Raw genomic sequence first — 15,601 nt, 5'->3', positions numbered from 1 at the left:
GGGACATGCGGGCCAGCGGATGGGCCCCATCGGTGGCGTTGGGGTCGTCGCGTCCGTACGCAAAGGTGGCAAGCGGCCTTGCCGCACCGCAACTTGAGGCAGGTCATTGCGGGTGGAGAGGCGTCCTGCTCCACTGCGGTCAACACCATGCGGAGGAGGGAACCATGATCACCACGGCGATCTTTCCGGCCCGCTACGTCCAGGGCAACGGCGCCCTCGACAGCCTGGGCGAGGATCTGGCCCGGCTGGGTAAGACGGTTTTGGCCGTCACCGACAGTTTCGTCCTGAAGACGCTGAAAGGCCGGCTGGTCGAGGCCGCCGCCGGGCGCGTCGAGATGAACATCCAGGAATTCCGCGGCGAGTGCTCCGACGAGGAGATCGAGCGGCTGACCGGCCTCGCCCGCGCCATGGGCGCTGACGTCGTGGTCGGCATCGGCGGCGGCAAGGCGCTCGACACCGCCAAGGCGGTCGCCCACGCGCTGGACGCGCGCACCGCCATCGTCCCGACGCTCGCCTCCACCGACGCGCCGTGCAGCGCCCTCTCGGTGATCTACACGCCGGAGGGGGCCTTCAAGCGCTACCTCGTGCTGCCGCGCAACCCCGACCTCGTGCTGGTCGACACCGGCGTGGTGGCGAGCGCCCCGGTGCGCTTCCTCGTCTCCGGCATGGGCGACGCCCTGTCCACCTGGTTCGAGGCGGAGGACTGCCGCATCAAGCGCGGCGGCAACATGACCGGGCGCGTTGGCCCGATGACCGCCTTCGCGCTGGCCCGGCTGTGCTACGACACGCTGCTGGAGTATGGCGTGCTCGCCAAATCGGCCTGCGAGCAGGGCGTGGTCACCCCAGCGCTGGAGCGCATCGTCGAGGCCAACACGCTGCTGAGCGGACTGGGCTTCGAGAGCGGCGGGCTGGCGGCGGCGCACGCCGTCCACAACGGCCTGACCGCGCTGGAGGAAACGCACCATTGCTGGCACGGCGAGAAGGTCGCCTTCGGCACGCTGACGCTGCTGATCCTGACCGACCGGCCGCCCGCGGTGCTGGACGAGGTCTACGGTTTCTGCAAGGCGGTGGGGCTGCCGACGACGCTGGCCGAGATCGGCCTTGCCGGCGTGTCGGACGAGCGACTCCTGCTGGCGGCGGAACGGGCCTGCGCGGAGGGCGAGACCATCCACAACGAGCCGCACGAGATCACCCCGCAACGCGTCCTGGCCGCCATGAAGGCCGCCGACGCCGAGGGACGGCGGCGGAAGGGCCTGTAGCCCGTAAGAAAGGAGCGCGCGGTGGAATGCCGCGCGCCCCTTTTCCTTGTGGCTTTGGCCTTACGCCATGGACGGCTTGCGCTGCAGGTTGTGGTGCGCCTCAACGTAGCGCACGGTGCCCGACTTGGAGCGCATGATCACCGAGTGGGTGGTCGCACCGCCGGGGAAGCGGCGGACGCCGCGCAGCATGGCGCCGTCGGTCACGCCGGTCGCGGCGAACATGACGTTGCCGCTGGCCAGCTCAGTCAGGCTGTACTTCTTGTTCAGGTCCTTGACGCCCCAACGGGCGGCGCGGGCCTTCTCGTCGTCGTTGCGGAACAGCAGACGGCCTTGGAACTGACCGCCGATGCAGCGCAGCGCCGCCGCGGCCAGAACGCCTTCCGGCGCGCCGCCGGAGCCGACATACATGTCGACGCCGGTGCCGGCCTGGCTGGTGGCGATCACGCCCGAGACGTCGCCGTCGTTGATCAGCATGATGCGCGCGCCGGCCTCGCGGACGCGGGCAATCAGCTCGGCGTGGCGCGGACGGTTAAGGATGCAGACCAGCAGTTCCTGCACCTCGGTGCCCTTGGCCTTGGCCAGGGCCTTGAGGTTGTTGGCCGGCGTCTCGTCGAGATCGACCACGCCTTCCGGCAGGCCGGAGCCGACGGCGATCTTGTCCATGTAGACGTCGGGCGCGTTCAGGAAGCCGCCCTCGTCCGCCATGGCGATGACGGCCAGCGAGTTCGGGCCGCCGGTGGCGCAGATGGTGGTGCCTTCCAGCGGATCGAGCGCGATGTCGACCTTCGGCCCACGGCCGATGCCGGCGCCGACCTTCTCGCCGATGTAGAGCATGGGCGCCTCGTCGCGCTCACCCTCGCCGATCACGACGGTACCGTCGATGTAGAGGGTGTTGAGCGCCTGGCGCATGGCGTCGACCGCGGCCTGGTCGGCAAGCTTCTCGTCACCGCGGCCCATCAGCAGCGACGCGGACAGCGCGGCGGCCTCGGTGACGCGGACGGCTTCCAGAGCCAGGTTCCGGTCCATACCGGACAGGTCGACATGAACGGACATGGTTGTTCTCCCCCGAATCGATGCTCGGTTCTTCTATGGTTCGGTCAAAACTGTTCGATGCGGATCATGCGCGGCGGCTCGACCACCGACTCCTTGGCGGAGATGGTGGCAAGCGCGCGCTGCATGGCCGCCTCGTCGGTGTCGTGGGTGGTCAGGACCACCGGCACCGCTTCGCCGGGGGCGCGCCCGCGCTGCAGGAACTGCTCCATGGAGACGTTCTGGTCGCGCATGGCCGCCGCAACATCCGCTATCACGCCGGGACGGTCCACGACCATCAGGCGTACGTAGTACGACCCCCGGCGGGCCTCCATCGGGGACGGCTGGGCCTCGGAAAGCTGGGCCGCCGGCACGCCGAAGGTGGGGGTGGAGCGCCCGCGGGCGATGTCGATCAGGTCGGCGACCACGGCCGACGCCGTCGGCCCCTCGCCGGCGCCGCGGCCGACGAACAGCACGCGGTCCACGAAGTCGCCCTGGGCGATCACGGCGTTGAACACGCCGTCCACCGCCGCGATGGGCGCCGCCTTCGGCACCATGCAGGGGTGCACACGCTGCTCGATCCCGCGGTCGGTGCGCCGGGCGATGCCCAGCAGCTTGATCCGGTAGCCAAGCGCGTCGGCGTAGTCGAAGTCCACCGCCGAGACGTGGCGGATGCCCTCGACATGGACGCTCTTGAAGTCCACCGGCGTGCCGAAGGCCACCGAGGTCAGGATGGCCAGCTTGTGGGCCGCGTCCACGCCGTCGATGTCGAAGCTCGGGTCGGCTTCCGCATAGCCCAGCTTCTGCGCGTCGGCCAGCACGTCCGCGAAGTCGCGGCCGGTGGTGCGCATCTCGGTCAGGATGTAGTTGCAGGTGCCGTTGAGGATGCCGTGCACCTCCGACACCCGGTTGCCCGCCAGCCCTTCGCGCAGCCCCTTGATGATCGGGATGCCGCCGGCCACCGCCGCCTCGAAGCCGATGGCGAGGCCGGCGGCCTCCGCCTTGGCCGCCAGCGTGGTGCCGTGATGGGCGAGCAGCGCCTTGTTGGCGGTGACGACGTGGCGCCCCCGCTCCAGCGCCAGCTCGACGGTCTCCTTCGCCGGCCCCTCGGACCCGCCGATCAGTTCGACCACCACATCCACGCCGGGATGGGCGGCGAGCGCCACCGGGTCGTCATACCATTCGGCCGTCGACAGGTCGACGCCGCGGTCCTTGCCGCGCGAGCGGGCGCTGACCGCCACCACCTCGATGCGGCGACCGCAGCGCTGCTCGATCAGGTCGGCCTGCCGCTCCAGAAGCTTCAGAACGCCCGCGCCGACCGTGCCCAGGCCCGCGACGGCGATTTTCAGGGGGCCTGTTTTGTGGGAGTCGGACATCAGACTTTCGCTTTCTCCGGGTCGAGGAGGGCGGCGCGCGCCGCCGGATCCTTGCTCGCCGCCGCACCGGCGGCGTTGGAGCGGAAGAACTCCTTGATGTTGCGGGTCGCCTGACGGATGCGGTGGACGTTCTCCACCAGCGCCAGACGGACATGGCCGTCGCCGTACTCGCCGAAGCCGATGCCCGGCGCCACGGCCACCTTGGCCTCCTGCAGCAGCAGCTTGGAGAATTCCAGCGAGCCGAGATGGGCGAAGGGCTCCGGGATGGGCGCCCAGGCGAACATTGAGGCCGACGGGCTCGGCACCGTCCAGCCGGCCGAGGCCAGACCCTCGATCATCACGTCGCGGCGCTGGCGGTACATGGTGCGCACCTGCTCCACGCACTCCTGCGGGCCGTTCAGAGCGGCGGTCGCGGCGACCTGGATCGGCGTGAAGGCGCCGTAGTCCAGGTACGACTTGATGCGGGCCAACGCGGTGATGAGCTTCTTGTTGCCGGTGGCGAAGCCGATGCGCCAGCCAGCCATCGAATAGGTCTTTGACATCGAGGTGAACTCGACGGCCACCTCGCGCGCCTCCGGGATCTCAAGAATCGAGGGCGGCGGGTCACCGTCGAAGAAGACCTCGGCGTAGGCCAGATCCGACAGGATGTAGATGCCGTGCTTGCGGCAGAACTCGACGATCGGGCGGTAGAAGTCGAGCCCGACCACCTCCGCCGTCGGATTGGACGGGTAGTTCAGCACCAGCGCCAGCGGCTTCGGCACGCTGTGGCGCACGGCGCGCTCCAGCATGTTCATGAAGCTGTCGATGTCGGTGGAAGTGCCGTTGGCCTGCCCCACCGGCAGATGGCGCACCGAGGCGCCGGCCAGGATGAAGCCGAAGGGATGGATCGGGTAGCTGGGGTTCGGCACCAGGATGATGTCGCCCGGGCTGGTGATCGCCTGGGCGAGGTTGGCCAAGCCTTCCTTCGAGCCGATGGTGACGATGCACTCCGACTCCGGATCGACGTCCACGTTGAAGCGGCGCTTGTAATAGGCCGCGTGCGCCTTGCGCAGACCGGGGATGCCGCGGGAGTTCGAGTAGCGGTGCGTCTTGGGATCGCGCACGGCCTCGATCAGCTTATCGACGATGTGCTGGGGCGTCGGCTGGTCCGGGTTGCCCATGCCGAGGTCGATGATGTCCTCGCCGGCAGCTCGGGCTCGCGCCTTCATGGCGTTCACTTCGGCGAAGACGTAGGGCGGAAGCCGCTTGATCCGGTGGAATTCTGAATCGCTCATGGACGCTCCGAAGCCTTGTCCGGCCACGCCACGAACCCATATTTGCGGACCGGGACCACTTATCTACCGCCCCGCATCTTCAGAAGCGAGGTAAAATTCGCGTCCGGCCGCATTCCTGCGTTGCCTGAGGCATACCGGACGCCGAAGCCCGTCTTCAGCCTCCCTTGCGGCTGGACGTCCGACGCTGGTGCAGCGCTTCCTCGATCTCCTCGCCCCCGGCGCCGACCAGGGCGACCGGGTCCACGGCGACCTCCAGATCCTCCGGTCGGGCGGGCTCGGCCGGGCGGCCGCGCCGGGACGCCGGCACGCGCAGCAGCGCGTAGGAGAGCAGCGACAGCGCGGCGAGGCCCGGCATGATGGCCGTCGTCGCGGTGTAGGGATCGGCGAACAGCGCGGCCACTGCCGTGCCGGCCAGCCCGCCGCCGATCTGCATGAAGCCGATCAGCGCCGAGGCCGCCCCGGCCATGCGGGGGAAGCCGGCCAGGGCGTCGCTGGTGGCCCCGGGCATGACCAGGGCGATGCCGAAGGCCCAGACGGCGGTCGGCCCCATCACGCTCGCCACGGTCGGCACGCCGGTCAGCGGCGCCAGGGCGAAGCCGAGCCCGCCCACCGCCACGCAGGCCAGCCCGTAGGGGATCAGCCGCATCGCGTCCACCCGGCGCAGCAGCCGCCCGGCCAGGGTCGCCCCCAGCGTGTAGGAGCCGGTCTGCAGCAGCATGGCAAAGCCGAAGACGGTCGGGCTCAGCCCCACCCGCTCGATCATCACGAAGGGCAGCAGCGCCGCCATGGTGTAGAGGCCGCCCAGCGTCGTGCCGAGCACCAGCCCCGCCCGCATGAAGCGCCGGTCGGTCAGCAGGGTCCGGTAGTTGCGGATCACCGGGCCGGGCCGCGCCGCCGAGCGGTCGCGCGTCCGGTTGGTCTCCGCCGTGCCCAGCGCGAAGACCGTCAGCACGGCGAGGCCGTAGAGCGTCATCACCACGAAGATGGCGTGCCAGCCCACCGTGCCCAGGATCACCCCGCCCAGCGTCGGCGCCACCGCCGGCACGATGGCCAGCATCAGCCCGATCATGTTCAGGATGCGCGCTGACCGCTGGCCGGTGAACTGGTCGCGCACGATGGCGCGGGAAATGGCGATGCCCGCCGCCGCACCGATGCCCTGCAGGGCCCGCCCGACCAGCAGCCATTCGATGCTGCCCGACAGCGCCGCAACCACGCTGCCCAGGACGTAGGTGACGAAGAAGGCCAGAGCGACCGGCCGCCGCCCGTAGGCGTCGGACAGCGGCCCGCAGGCGAGCTGGGAAAAGGCAAAGCCGAAGAAATAGACGGAGAGCGTCAGCTTCAGCGCCGCCGGGGTGCTCTGAAAGGCCTCCACCAGCATCGGCAAGGCCGGCGTGTAGAGCGCGAGGCTGAGCGGCCCCAGCGTGACGATCAGCGTTCCGATGACGGCCGTCCGCGTCTCCGTCATGGCGGGCGCGTCGGTCTGCACGGGGGTGTGGCTCATCGGCCGGCCCCGCCACGGTCGTCGGCGATCATGCGGTTGCGCAGGCGGCCCAGCATGTCCTTGAGCAGGACGATCTCCTCCGCCGAGAGGTCGGCCATGGCCGACTCGCGCTCGGTGCGGAAGGCCTCCAGAACCTGGAGCGCCAGCGGCTCGGCCTGCGGGGTCGGCTGGACGATCTTTGCGCGGCGGTCCGCCGGGTCCGGCTCGCGGACCACCAGCCCGCGCGCTTCCAGCCGGTCGAGGAAGCCGACCAGGGTCATCGGCTCCACCCACATGTGGGTTGCCAGCACCGATTGGCGCGAGCCGGGGTGGCGGCAGACATAAACCAGCGCCCGCGCCTCCCCCGCCGTGAGGCCGAGCCGGGCGTCGTCCAGGGCACGGTCGAACCGCGCGCGCAGAAGCCGCGCGCAGTCGATCAGGATCATTCCGAAGGGGGATTCATCAAGCATGCCTTATTGTAAGGGCGCCTTATAATTTCCAGCAACCGCGGGCGGCGCAGGGCGGTCATGCCGCGGCGCCATGGCCGTTCAACGCGCCATTCACTCGACGTGAAGGAAAGCCGACGCGCCAAATAGTCGCAGTTTGAAAATCTGTTGCGGACCCACCACCGCAGGACGTAGGTTTTTTCACCTTGGCAGCAGCAATGGGTGATCCGTGGTCCGCGCCACCGCCATCGTAACTGCGCATCGACGGGACGAAGGCCGGTGCGTCCCTTTCGCTCATAGGAACGCCATCAAAGGCCGAAGGACGCTCCGCATAGGTATACTTACGGATTACTGGCAGCGTCAGCCTTTTGCTACACCCCTGCCCTCAATTGGGTTTCCCGGAGGCGGGCTTCCCGGCGCTTGGCTGTCCAGGCGTGATGTCCGGCGGCGGGGGAACGTCCATGGGGGTCGGCATGTTCTTGGCGGCCTCGCGGTCCTGGGCCAGACGGTCCAGATCCTGCTGGCGCTGCGCTTCCGTCCGCAGGTCGGTCGGGCGCGGCGGAACAGTGCCGAGATTGGGGTATTCCCGGTTCTCACCGGACATGCCGCGCACCGGCGACTCCTGGCTGGGCACGTCGCGGCCGGTCACGGCGCCGAGCAGCCCAGTGTCGAGCACGCGGTCGCTGCAGGCGGAGAGACCCAAGACAACCAGAACGGACAGGGCGGGGGCAAACCGGCCCGTCTTCGCCACCATGCCTCGTCGGATACCCGTTTCCATTCTGCGAACCCCACATCCGAACCCATCCGGCCGCTTGAACGGTGGTGGGCGAAATGAAATCTTCATACGAGAGGTGTATGACGGACCCCGGCTCGAACGGACATGGCATAAGCTGTCCGGGATGCCAGGACCGGAACGCACTCCGACCGAACAGACTTCCGGCAGGCACTGTATAAACCGCACAACGTCCCTCCTGAAGCCTAAAACTCGCCTAAAGAAGAAGGACCGCACCAATGGCCGAAAACCAGGCCCCTGACGTCAAGCTTCCCGACCCGGTGGAGATGTCGCGGGCGATGACCCGCATCGCCGAGCAGAGCCAGCGGCTGGTCACCGAATTCCTGTCCCGTCAGGCCTCGGACGGCGTTGGCGCGAAGAACCCCGACCCGATGGGCGTCGGCCATGCGTTCCTGGAAATGACCACGCGCATGATGGCCGACCCGGCCAAGCTGATGAAGGCGCAGATGACGCTGTGGCAGGACTACCTGACCCTGTGGCAGCGCACCACCCAGCGCTTCTTCGGCCAGGAGGCCCAGCCGGTCATCGCCCCGGCGAAGGACGACCGCCGCTTCAAGGATTCGGCCTGGGACGAGAACACCCTGTTCGACTTCATCAAGCAGTCCTACCTGCTGTCGGCCCGGTGGATGCAGTCCACAGTCAACGAGGTGGATGGGCTGGACGATCACACGGCCAAGAAGGTCGACTTCTACACCCGCCAGTTCGTCGACGCGATGGCGCCCTCCAACTTCGTCATGACGAACCCGGAGGTGCTGCGCACGACCATCGAGACGGGCGGCGAGAACCTCGTCAAGGGGCTTGAGCATCTGCTGAAGGACCTGGAGCGCGGCAAGGGCGAGCTGCGCATCTCCATGACCGACTACGACGCCTTCCAGGTCGGCAAGAACATCGCCGTCACCCCGGGCAAGGTCGTCTTCCAGACCGATCTGATGCAGCTCATCCAGTACACCCCGACCACGCCGGAGGTGAACAAGCGGCCGCTGATGATCGTGCCGCCCTGGATCAACAAGTATTACATCCTCGATCTGCGCGAGAAGAACAGCTTCATCAAGTGGGCGGTGGACCAGGGCCACAGCGTCTTCGTCCTGTCCTGGGTGAACCCGGATGAGAAGCTGGCCCAGAAGGGCTTCGAAGACTACATGTTCGAAGGCGTGCTGGCCGCGCTCGACGCCATCGAGAAGGTGACCGGCGAGAAGGACGTGAACGCCATCGGCTATTGCCTGGGCGGCACGCTGCTGGCCTCCACCCTGTCCTACATGGCGGCCAAGAAGGACGACCGCATCAAGTCGGCCACCTTCTTCACCACCATGCTGGACTTCACCGAAGCCGGCGAGCTGTCGGTCTTCATCGACGAGGAGCAGCTCACCATGATCGAGAGCCAGATGGCCCAACAGGGCTACCTGGACGGCTCGAAGATGGCGACCACCTTCAACATGCTGCGCGCCAACGACCTGATCTGGTCGTTCGTCGTGAACAACTACCTGCTCGGCAAGGACCCGTTCCCGTTCGACCTGCTCTACTGGAACAGCGATTCGACCCGCATGCCGGCGGCCATGCACAGCTTCTACCTGCGCAACATGTACCAGAAGAACCTGCTGGCGAAGCCGGGCGCGGTGTCGCTGGGCGGCGTGCCGATCGACCTGCGCAACGTCAAGACCCCGTCCTTCTTCCTGTCGGCCCGCGAGGACCACATCGCGCCGTGGAAGTCCACCTACATGGGCGCCCACCTGTTCTCCGGCCCGGTGAAGTTCGTGCTGGCCGCCTCCGGCCACATCGCCGGCGTGGTGAACCCGCCGGCCGCCGGCAAGTACTGCTACTGGACCAACGCCAAGCTGCCGAAGGCCTCGGACGACTGGCTTGCGTCGTCGGAGCAGACCCCCGGCTCCTGGTGGCCGGAGTGGAACAACTGGGTCTCCACCTTCTCCGACGGCAAGGTCCCGGCGCGCGATCCGGCAAAGGGTGGTCTGCCCGTTCTGGAAGACGCACCCGGCTCCTACGCCAAGGTGCGCATCGTCTGAGGACCCGTCTCCGGAGAGCGGTCCGCCGCTCTCCGGATGTCCGGACCGAAAGGGACAGAGGGCCCGAATAAGAAAAGGCCCCGGACAAGTGTCCGGGGCCTTTTCCTTGGTCGGCGAAAACCCCGGACCGAGGTCCGGGGCTCGTGTCCCGAAAGGGAACCTGCGCCTTACGACGACGGGGCGTTCGCACCGCGCGGCAGAATCTGCGCACGACGGTTGGACGGCTCGCGGACGTTCGGGCCGGTCTGCACCAGGAGCTGGCTCTCGCCCTTGCCCTCGGTGGTGATGGCGCCGGCGGCGATGCCCTTGGAGACGAGGGCCTGCTTCACCGCCTCGGCGCGACGCACCGACAGACGCTGGTTGTAGGCCGGCGAACCCGAGGTGTCGGTGTGGCCGACGACATGGACGCGGGCGTTGGCGCCCTTGCCGATGGCGGCGGCCGCATCGCCGATCACGCGATCGGCGGCCGGGGTGACGTTGGCCTTATCCCAGTCGAAGAACACGAGGTATTCGGTCTGGGCGCGGGCGGCCGGGGCCGGGGCAACCGCCGGAGCGGCGGCCGGCGGGCACTTGAAGCTGCCCTGGTGGGTGGCGTAGCCGCCATCCGCCGTGCGGACCGGGGTGTCGTTCCAGCCGATGACCGGGTTGCACCACTCGGTGGTGTCGGCGCTCTGGGCCTGAGCCCCGGCGGTCAGGCCGAAAGCGACGACGGCGGCCGGCACGACGGCCATGGTAGCGCGGAAGAAGCTGTTCATTTCTCCACTCCCTTAGAGACACACTCCCTACCGCTTGGTTCGCGGAGGACGAATCGCACAAACGATAGGACATATCGCGTGCATGTAACGTGACAAAACGCGAAACATGTGGGGTTTGTCCACGTACAAACATACCCTCCGGAAGTCCTACACGTTTCGTGCCGGTGTCACTGTTGCTAGTATGCCACAGTGCTGCGACGCACTAAAGAGGTATTAGCCCTCTCTGTAGATTTGAGCAAGCCGCACGTAGTTTCTGACGTTTACCGGGAAGAAGGAAAGGTCCTTTTCCGTTAGTGCACGCACGGGTCTTGCGGGACTTCCGGCCCAAAGTTGCCCCGTTGCCACACGCTTCCCGGGGGTCACCAGAGCCCCGGCGGCCACCATGGCCCCCGACTCGACGTAGGCACCGTCCATGACGCAGGCCTGCATGCCGATGAAGCAGCCGCTCTCCAGCGTGCAGGCGTGCAACAGGGCCATGTGGCCGATCGACACGTCGTCGCCGATGTAGGTCCCCTGCCCCGCCGACGCGACGTGAATCACGGTACCGTCCTGGATGTTGGTGCGCGCACCGATTCGGATCTCGTTCACGTCGCCGCGGATCGTGCAGCCGAACCAGACGCTGCTGCCCGGCCCGATCTCCACGTCGCCGATGACCGAGGCCGTCGGCGCCACATAGACGCTGGGGTCGATCTTCGGATGCGTGCCCTGGAAGGGCAATATCAGGCCGGACATCGCAGGCAACTTTTCCTCAGGCTGTTTCTCTTCGGTCACGGGAACAGCGGGGCCTGCTCCAGGCCGGTCGTCTCGCCCAAGCCGAACATGACGTTCATGTTCTGGATGGCCTGGCCGGAGGCGCCCTTCACCAGATTGTCGATGACCGAGACGATGATGGCGCCGCGCGGGGTGCGGTCGGGGAAGACGCCGATCAGCGCCTGGTTGGAGGCGCGGACGTGGCGGGTCGACGGGGCGATGCCCGCCGCCGTGACGTTCACGAAGGGCTCCGATTCGTAACGCGCGGTCAGGGTGGCGCGCAGGTCGTCGGCGGCGACCCCGTCGGCCATGCGGACGTAGATCGTCGCCATCATGCCGCGGTTCATCGGGACGAGATGCGGCGTGAAGCTGACCGTCACCGGACGCCCGGCGGCCAGCCGCAGCTCCTGCTCGATCTCCGGCATGTGGCGGTGGTGGCCGACGCCGTAGGCGTTGAAGCCCTCCGACACCTCGGTGAAGAGGTTCTGCTGCTTGGCGTCGCGCCCGGCGCCGGAGACGCCCGACTTGGCGTCGATCACGATCCCGCCCGGCTCGATCATCTCGTCCATCAGCAGCGGCAGCAGCGGCAGCAGCGAGCAGGTGGGGTAGCAGCCGGGGTTGGCGACCACGCGGGCCTTGCGCACGCCCTGCCGGTTGAACTCGGTCAGCCCATAGGCGACCTCCTTCTGAAGCTCCACGGCGCGGTGCTCATGCCCGTACCAGGTGGCGTATTCGGCGGGGTCGGACAGGCGGAAGTCGGCGGACAGGTCCACCACCTTGATGTGGCGCGGCAGGCCGGCGATGACCTCCTGCGTGGTGCCGTGCGGCAGGGCGCAGAAGACGGCGTCCAGCTTGTCCCAGGCGACCTCCTCGATCTTCACGAGGCCGGGCAGGTTGAACTGGCCCAGATGCGGGAACACCTCCGCCATGGGCTTCCCCGCCTGTCGCTCGGCCGTCAGCGCGCAGATCTCCACGCCGGGATGGCGGAGAAGCATGCGCACCAGCTCGGCGCCGGTGTAACCGGACGCACCGAGAATGCCGACGCGAATGGGGGAAGTGCTGTTGGCCATGGACGCTGTTCCTTTTGACGCACGGGGATGGGCACGAACCGTGAAGACGAGTGAAACAGAACTGAAACAAGAAAGGGGCGCCCCGTCGGGACGCCCCTCGCTTGTACAGCAGTAACGCGGGTCCGCGGTAGGCTTTAGCGCTTCGAGAACTGGAAGCTGCGGCGGGCCTTGGCCTTGCCGTACTTCTTACGCTCGACGACGCGGGCGTCGCGGGTCAGGAAGCCGGCGGCCTTCAGCGGCGGACGGAGCGCCGGCTCGAAGTAGGTCAGCGCCTTGGAGATGCCGTGACGGACCGCGCCGGCCTGACCGGACAGACCACCGCCGGCCACCGTGACCATCACGTCGAACTGGTCGGCGCGGTCGGTGATGCCGAACGGCTGGGCGATCATCATGCGCAGCACCGGGCGGGCGAAGTAGACTTCCTGGTCGCGGCCGTTGATGACGATCTTGCCGGAGCCCGGCTTGATCCACACGCGGGCGACGGCGTCCTTGCGCTTGCCGGTGGCGTAGGCGCGGCCCTGGGCGTCCAGCTTCGGGGCGACCACTTCGGCGGAGGCGGCGGCCGGAGCGGCAGCGATGTCCTTCAGGCCGGAAAGGGTGGTGGTAACCTGAGCCATTGGATTACGCGCTCCGCTTATTCTTCGGGTTCATGGCCGCAACGTCGAGAGCGACCGGCTGCTGCGCCTCGTGCGGGTGGGCGGCGCCCTTGTAGACCTTCAGGTGGGTCATCACCTTGCGGCCGAGCGGACCGCGCGGAACCATGCGCTCCACGGCCTTCTCGATCACGCGCTCCGGGTACTTGCCGTCCAGGATCTGGCCCTTGGAACGGCCCTTGATGCCGCCCGGATAACCGGTGTGCCAGTAGAAGATGTCGTCCTGGCGCTTGTTGCCGGTCAGCTTGACCTTCTCCGCGTTGATCACGACGACATGGTCGCCGCAATCCATGTGCGGGGTGAAGGTCGGCTTGTTCTTGCCGCGCAGGATGTTCGCCAGGATGCTGGCAAGCCGGCCGAGAACGAGGCCGTCGGCATCGACGACGTACCACTTCTTCTCGATGTCGGTCGGCTTCAGATTGAAGGTCTTCATCGCCACACTCGTTGACTAAACGTGGATCGGCGGGCCACCGAAACTGGACGTTCAATCCCCGGGGCGCCGAAGCGGCCGGTTTTGTACGCAGTGCAGGGGCACTCTGTCAACGGAAAAATATCTGTTTCGTATCAACGGCCTAAGAACGCGGTATCATTTTACCCCGAAAGCAAAGCCATTGATATTATTGATGATTTCAGACGCTTTCCGGATCATGGTATCCAGATACCGCGAGCGTCACAGGGTCGTGTGGCGGAATCGAGTAGGTGCCGGTGGCGTGGGCGACCGGCTCCGGATCGCCCTCGGAGAACAGCAGGACTTCGCCGTAGGCCAGCCGCTTGCCCATCTTCAGGATCCGGCAATCCGCGGTGATGGCGACCGGCGCCGGGCGGCGCAGGAAGTTGATGGTCATGCTGGTGGTCACCGCCAGTTCCACCCGTCCGATCAGGCTGAGCACGGCGGCGTAGAGCGCCACGTCGGCCAGCCCGAACATCGCCGGCCCGGTCACCGTGCCGCCGGGACGGACGAAGCTGTCGTTGTAGGGGAGCTTCATGCGCACGGTCCCGGCGCCGAGTTGCTCGATGGTGATTCCATAATTGCCGACCAGCGGCACGCCCTCGCGAATCAGGGCTTCCAGTTCCTCGGCGGACACGACCGGCGCGCTCATTCCCTCACCCATGGGTTTTCTTATGGAGGCCCGATCATGGCGGACATTCCCCGGCCCGCCAAGCGCATCGCGGCGGCGCCCATTTCACACAACCACCCAATGCCAAACGGCATTAAATCTACAAATCCAATCAACAAATAGGTTGAGTTGTCCGCCTTGGCACCGTTAGATGAACAGACCACACGCCCGGTTCCGTGGCGGGGGCGGTCGGGGTACTGTTCCCGCCAACGATCAAAACATCCGGGAGGATTGGACAGCGATGAACGACACCCCGCCCCTCATCGGCGACGACGCGCCGCTGGTTCTCCGCGAGGACCGCGACGGAGTCGCGACCCTGACGCTGAACCGTCCACAAGCGCGCAACGCCCTGTCCGTCGGGCTGATGGGCGCGCTGCAGGCGGAGCTGGACACCATTCACCAGGACTCCACGGTCCGCGCCGTGGTGCTGGCCGGGGCCGGGCCGGCCTTCTGCGCCGGGCACGACCTCAAGGAGATGCGCGCCAATCCGGACCGCGCGGCCTATGAATCGCTGTTCGTCCAGTGCTCCAGACTGATGCTGACGGTCAGCCGCATCCGCCAGCCGGTGATCGCCAAGGTCCACGGCATCGCCACGGCGGCGGGGTGCCAGCTCGTCGCCACCTGCGACCTCGCCTATTGCGCCGACACCGCGCGATTCGCCACGCCGGGCGTGAACATCGGCCTGTTCTGCTCCACCCCCATGGTGGCGCTGAGCCGCGCCGTGGGGCGCAAGGCGGCCATGGAGATGCTTCTGCTCGGCGACCTGATCGGCGCCGAGGAGGCGGCGCGCATCGGCCTCGTCAACCGTGCGGTGCCGGCCGACCGGCTCGACGCCGTGGTGGCGGAGGCCGCCGGCAAGATCGCCGCGAAGTCGCCGCTGACGCTGGCCATCGGCAAGGAGGCCTTTTACCGCCAGATCGAACTGGACGTGGAGGAGGCCTACGCCTACGCCGCCCGCGTGATGACCGAGAACATGCTGGCCCGCGACGCCGAGGAGGGCATCGACGCCTTCCTGCAGAAGCGCCCTCCGGTGTGGTGCGGCCAATGAGCGGCCCCATCCCCTCGCACGACGGCTATAGCGACGAGTTCATCCGCCAAGTCCTGGATCGGGTGAAGACCATCGCCCTGGTCGGCGCGTCGAACGACCCGGTGAAGGCCAGCTTCATCGTGCTGAAGTACCTGCGCGACAAGGGCTACCGCGTCATCCCGGTCAACCCGAAGCTGGCCGGCCAGACCATCCTCGGTGAGCGGGTCTACGCCAGCCTGTCGGAGTTGCCGGAGCCGCCGGACATGGTGGACGTCTTCCGCAACGCCACCGCCGCCGGAGGCGTGACGGACGAGGCCATCGCCATCGGCGCCAAGGTGGTGTGGATGCAGCTCGGCGTCCGCAACGACGAGGCGGCGGCGCGGGCCGAGGCGGCGGGGCTGACCGTGGTCATGAACCGCTGTCCCAAGATCGAGCTTCAGCGCCTGTTCCACGAGATCGGGCGCATCGGCGTCAACTCCAACATCCTGACATCCAAGAAGGCCGCACCGGCCAAATCCTTCAAAAAACTGATGTAAAAAGGCAGAGGAAGCCA

General features: G+C 67.5%; 16 protein-coding genes. 4 read left to right on the top strand and 12 right to left on the bottom strand.

Annotated features, from left to right (window positions below; translation table 11 throughout):
• Positions 1 to 164 precede the first annotated feature (164 nt).
• Positions 165 to 1,259 (top strand): glycerol dehydrogenase, encoded by a 1,095-nt coding sequence (locus ACWPXE_RS13465; RefSeq protein ID WP_454018260.1) that lies wholly within the window; start codon positions 165 to 167, stop codon positions 1,257 to 1,259.
• A gap of 60 nt (positions 1,260 to 1,319) precedes the next feature.
• Here the strand turns inward: ACWPXE_RS13465 and glpX are convergent, their stop codons facing one another.
• The 6 genes from glpX to ACWPXE_RS13435 form a co-directional block, all read right to left on the bottom strand.
• Positions 1,320 to 2,312 (bottom strand): class II fructose-bisphosphatase, encoded by a 993-nt coding sequence (gene glpX / locus ACWPXE_RS13460; protein WP_014240259.1) that lies wholly within the window; start codon positions 2,310 to 2,312, stop codon positions 1,320 to 1,322.
• Positions 2,313 to 2,356: 44 nt separating this feature from the next.
• Positions 2,357 to 3,664, bottom strand: a complete 1,308-nt coding sequence (locus ACWPXE_RS13455; protein ID WP_454018259.1) for a homoserine dehydrogenase — start codon at positions 3,662 to 3,664, stop codon at positions 2,357 to 2,359.
• A complete protein-coding gene (locus ACWPXE_RS13450; RefSeq protein ID WP_035673297.1) occupies positions 3,664 to 4,938 on the bottom strand; it encodes an LL-diaminopimelate aminotransferase in 1,275 nt (424 codons plus the stop codon). The genes ACWPXE_RS13455 and ACWPXE_RS13450 overlap by 1 nt, the downstream gene beginning before the upstream one ends.
• A gap of 154 nt (positions 4,939 to 5,092) precedes the next feature.
• Positions 5,093 to 6,439, bottom strand: coding sequence for a multidrug effflux MFS transporter (locus ACWPXE_RS13445; RefSeq protein ID WP_454018258.1), 1,347 nt, complete (start codon positions 6,437 to 6,439; stop codon positions 5,093 to 5,095).
• Positions 6,436 to 6,888 (bottom strand): MarR family winged helix-turn-helix transcriptional regulator, encoded by a 453-nt coding sequence (locus ACWPXE_RS13440; protein ID WP_454018257.1) that lies wholly within the window; start codon positions 6,886 to 6,888, stop codon positions 6,436 to 6,438. Before ACWPXE_RS13440 ends, ACWPXE_RS13445 begins: the two co-directional genes overlap by 4 nt.
• Positions 6,889 to 7,249: 361 nt before the next feature.
• Positions 7,250 to 7,618: a hypothetical protein gene (locus ACWPXE_RS13435; protein WP_454018256.1), complete on the bottom strand. Its 369-nt coding sequence runs from the start codon at positions 7,616 to 7,618 to the stop codon at positions 7,250 to 7,252.
• A gap of 257 nt (positions 7,619 to 7,875) precedes the next feature.
• Here ACWPXE_RS13435 and ACWPXE_RS13430 point away from each other — a divergent pair, with 257 nt between their 5' ends.
• A complete protein-coding gene (locus ACWPXE_RS13430) occupies positions 7,876 to 9,675 on the top strand; it encodes a PHA/PHB synthase family protein (RefSeq protein ID WP_454018255.1) in 1,800 nt (599 codons plus the stop codon).
• A 167-nt stretch (positions 9,676 to 9,842) separates the two neighbouring features.
• Here ACWPXE_RS13430 and ACWPXE_RS13425 read toward each other — a convergent pair whose 3' ends face one another.
• The 6 genes from ACWPXE_RS13425 to ACWPXE_RS13400 form a co-directional block, all read right to left on the bottom strand.
• The gene (locus tag ACWPXE_RS13425; RefSeq protein WP_454018254.1) at positions 9,843 to 10,430 is read right to left on the bottom strand and encodes an OmpA family protein; all 588 of its coding nucleotides are present in this window, start codon (positions 10,428 to 10,430) and stop codon (positions 9,843 to 9,845) included.
• 213 nt (positions 10,431 to 10,643) lie between these two features.
• Positions 10,644 to 11,162 carry a gamma carbonic anhydrase family protein gene (locus ACWPXE_RS13420; protein ID WP_183182090.1) on the bottom strand — a complete coding sequence of 173 codons (519 nt, stop codon included), beginning with the start codon at positions 11,160 to 11,162 and terminating at the stop codon, positions 10,644 to 10,646.
• Positions 11,163 to 11,197: 35 nt separating this feature from the next.
• Positions 11,198 to 12,250, bottom strand: a complete 1,053-nt coding sequence (argC, locus tag ACWPXE_RS13415) for an N-acetyl-gamma-glutamyl-phosphate reductase (RefSeq protein WP_454018253.1) — start codon at positions 12,248 to 12,250, stop codon at positions 11,198 to 11,200.
• Positions 12,251 to 12,384: 134 nt separating this feature from the next.
• The gene (gene rpsI, locus ACWPXE_RS13410; protein ID WP_014240248.1) at positions 12,385 to 12,867 is read right to left on the bottom strand and encodes a 30S ribosomal protein S9; all 483 of its coding nucleotides are present in this window, start codon (positions 12,865 to 12,867) and stop codon (positions 12,385 to 12,387) included.
• A gap of 4 nt (positions 12,868 to 12,871) precedes the next feature.
• Entirely contained in the window at positions 12,872 to 13,336 is a 465-nt protein-coding gene (gene rplM / locus ACWPXE_RS13405; RefSeq protein WP_014240247.1) for a 50S ribosomal protein L13, read from the bottom strand.
• Positions 13,337 to 13,532: 196 nt separating this feature from the next.
• Positions 13,533 to 14,003 carry a PaaI family thioesterase gene (locus ACWPXE_RS13400; protein ID WP_145678146.1) on the bottom strand — a complete coding sequence of 157 codons (471 nt, stop codon included), beginning with the start codon at positions 14,001 to 14,003 and terminating at the stop codon, positions 13,533 to 13,535.
• A gap of 259 nt (positions 14,004 to 14,262) precedes the next feature.
• On the opposite strand from ACWPXE_RS13400, the gene ACWPXE_RS13395 reads away from it, so the two are divergent.
• The gene (locus ACWPXE_RS13395; protein WP_454018252.1) at positions 14,263 to 15,069 is read left to right on the top strand and encodes an enoyl-CoA hydratase; all 807 of its coding nucleotides are present in this window, start codon (positions 14,263 to 14,265) and stop codon (positions 15,067 to 15,069) included.
• A complete protein-coding gene (locus ACWPXE_RS13390) occupies positions 15,066 to 15,584 on the top strand; it encodes a CoA-binding protein (protein ID WP_454018251.1) in 519 nt (172 codons plus the stop codon). The genes ACWPXE_RS13395 and ACWPXE_RS13390 overlap by 4 nt, the downstream gene beginning before the upstream one ends.
• Positions 15,585 to 15,601 lie beyond the last annotated feature (17 nt).

The organism is Azospirillum sp. Marseille-Q6669, from assembly GCF_965111635.1.
This window is presented reverse-complemented; position numbering and strand designations above follow the sequence as displayed.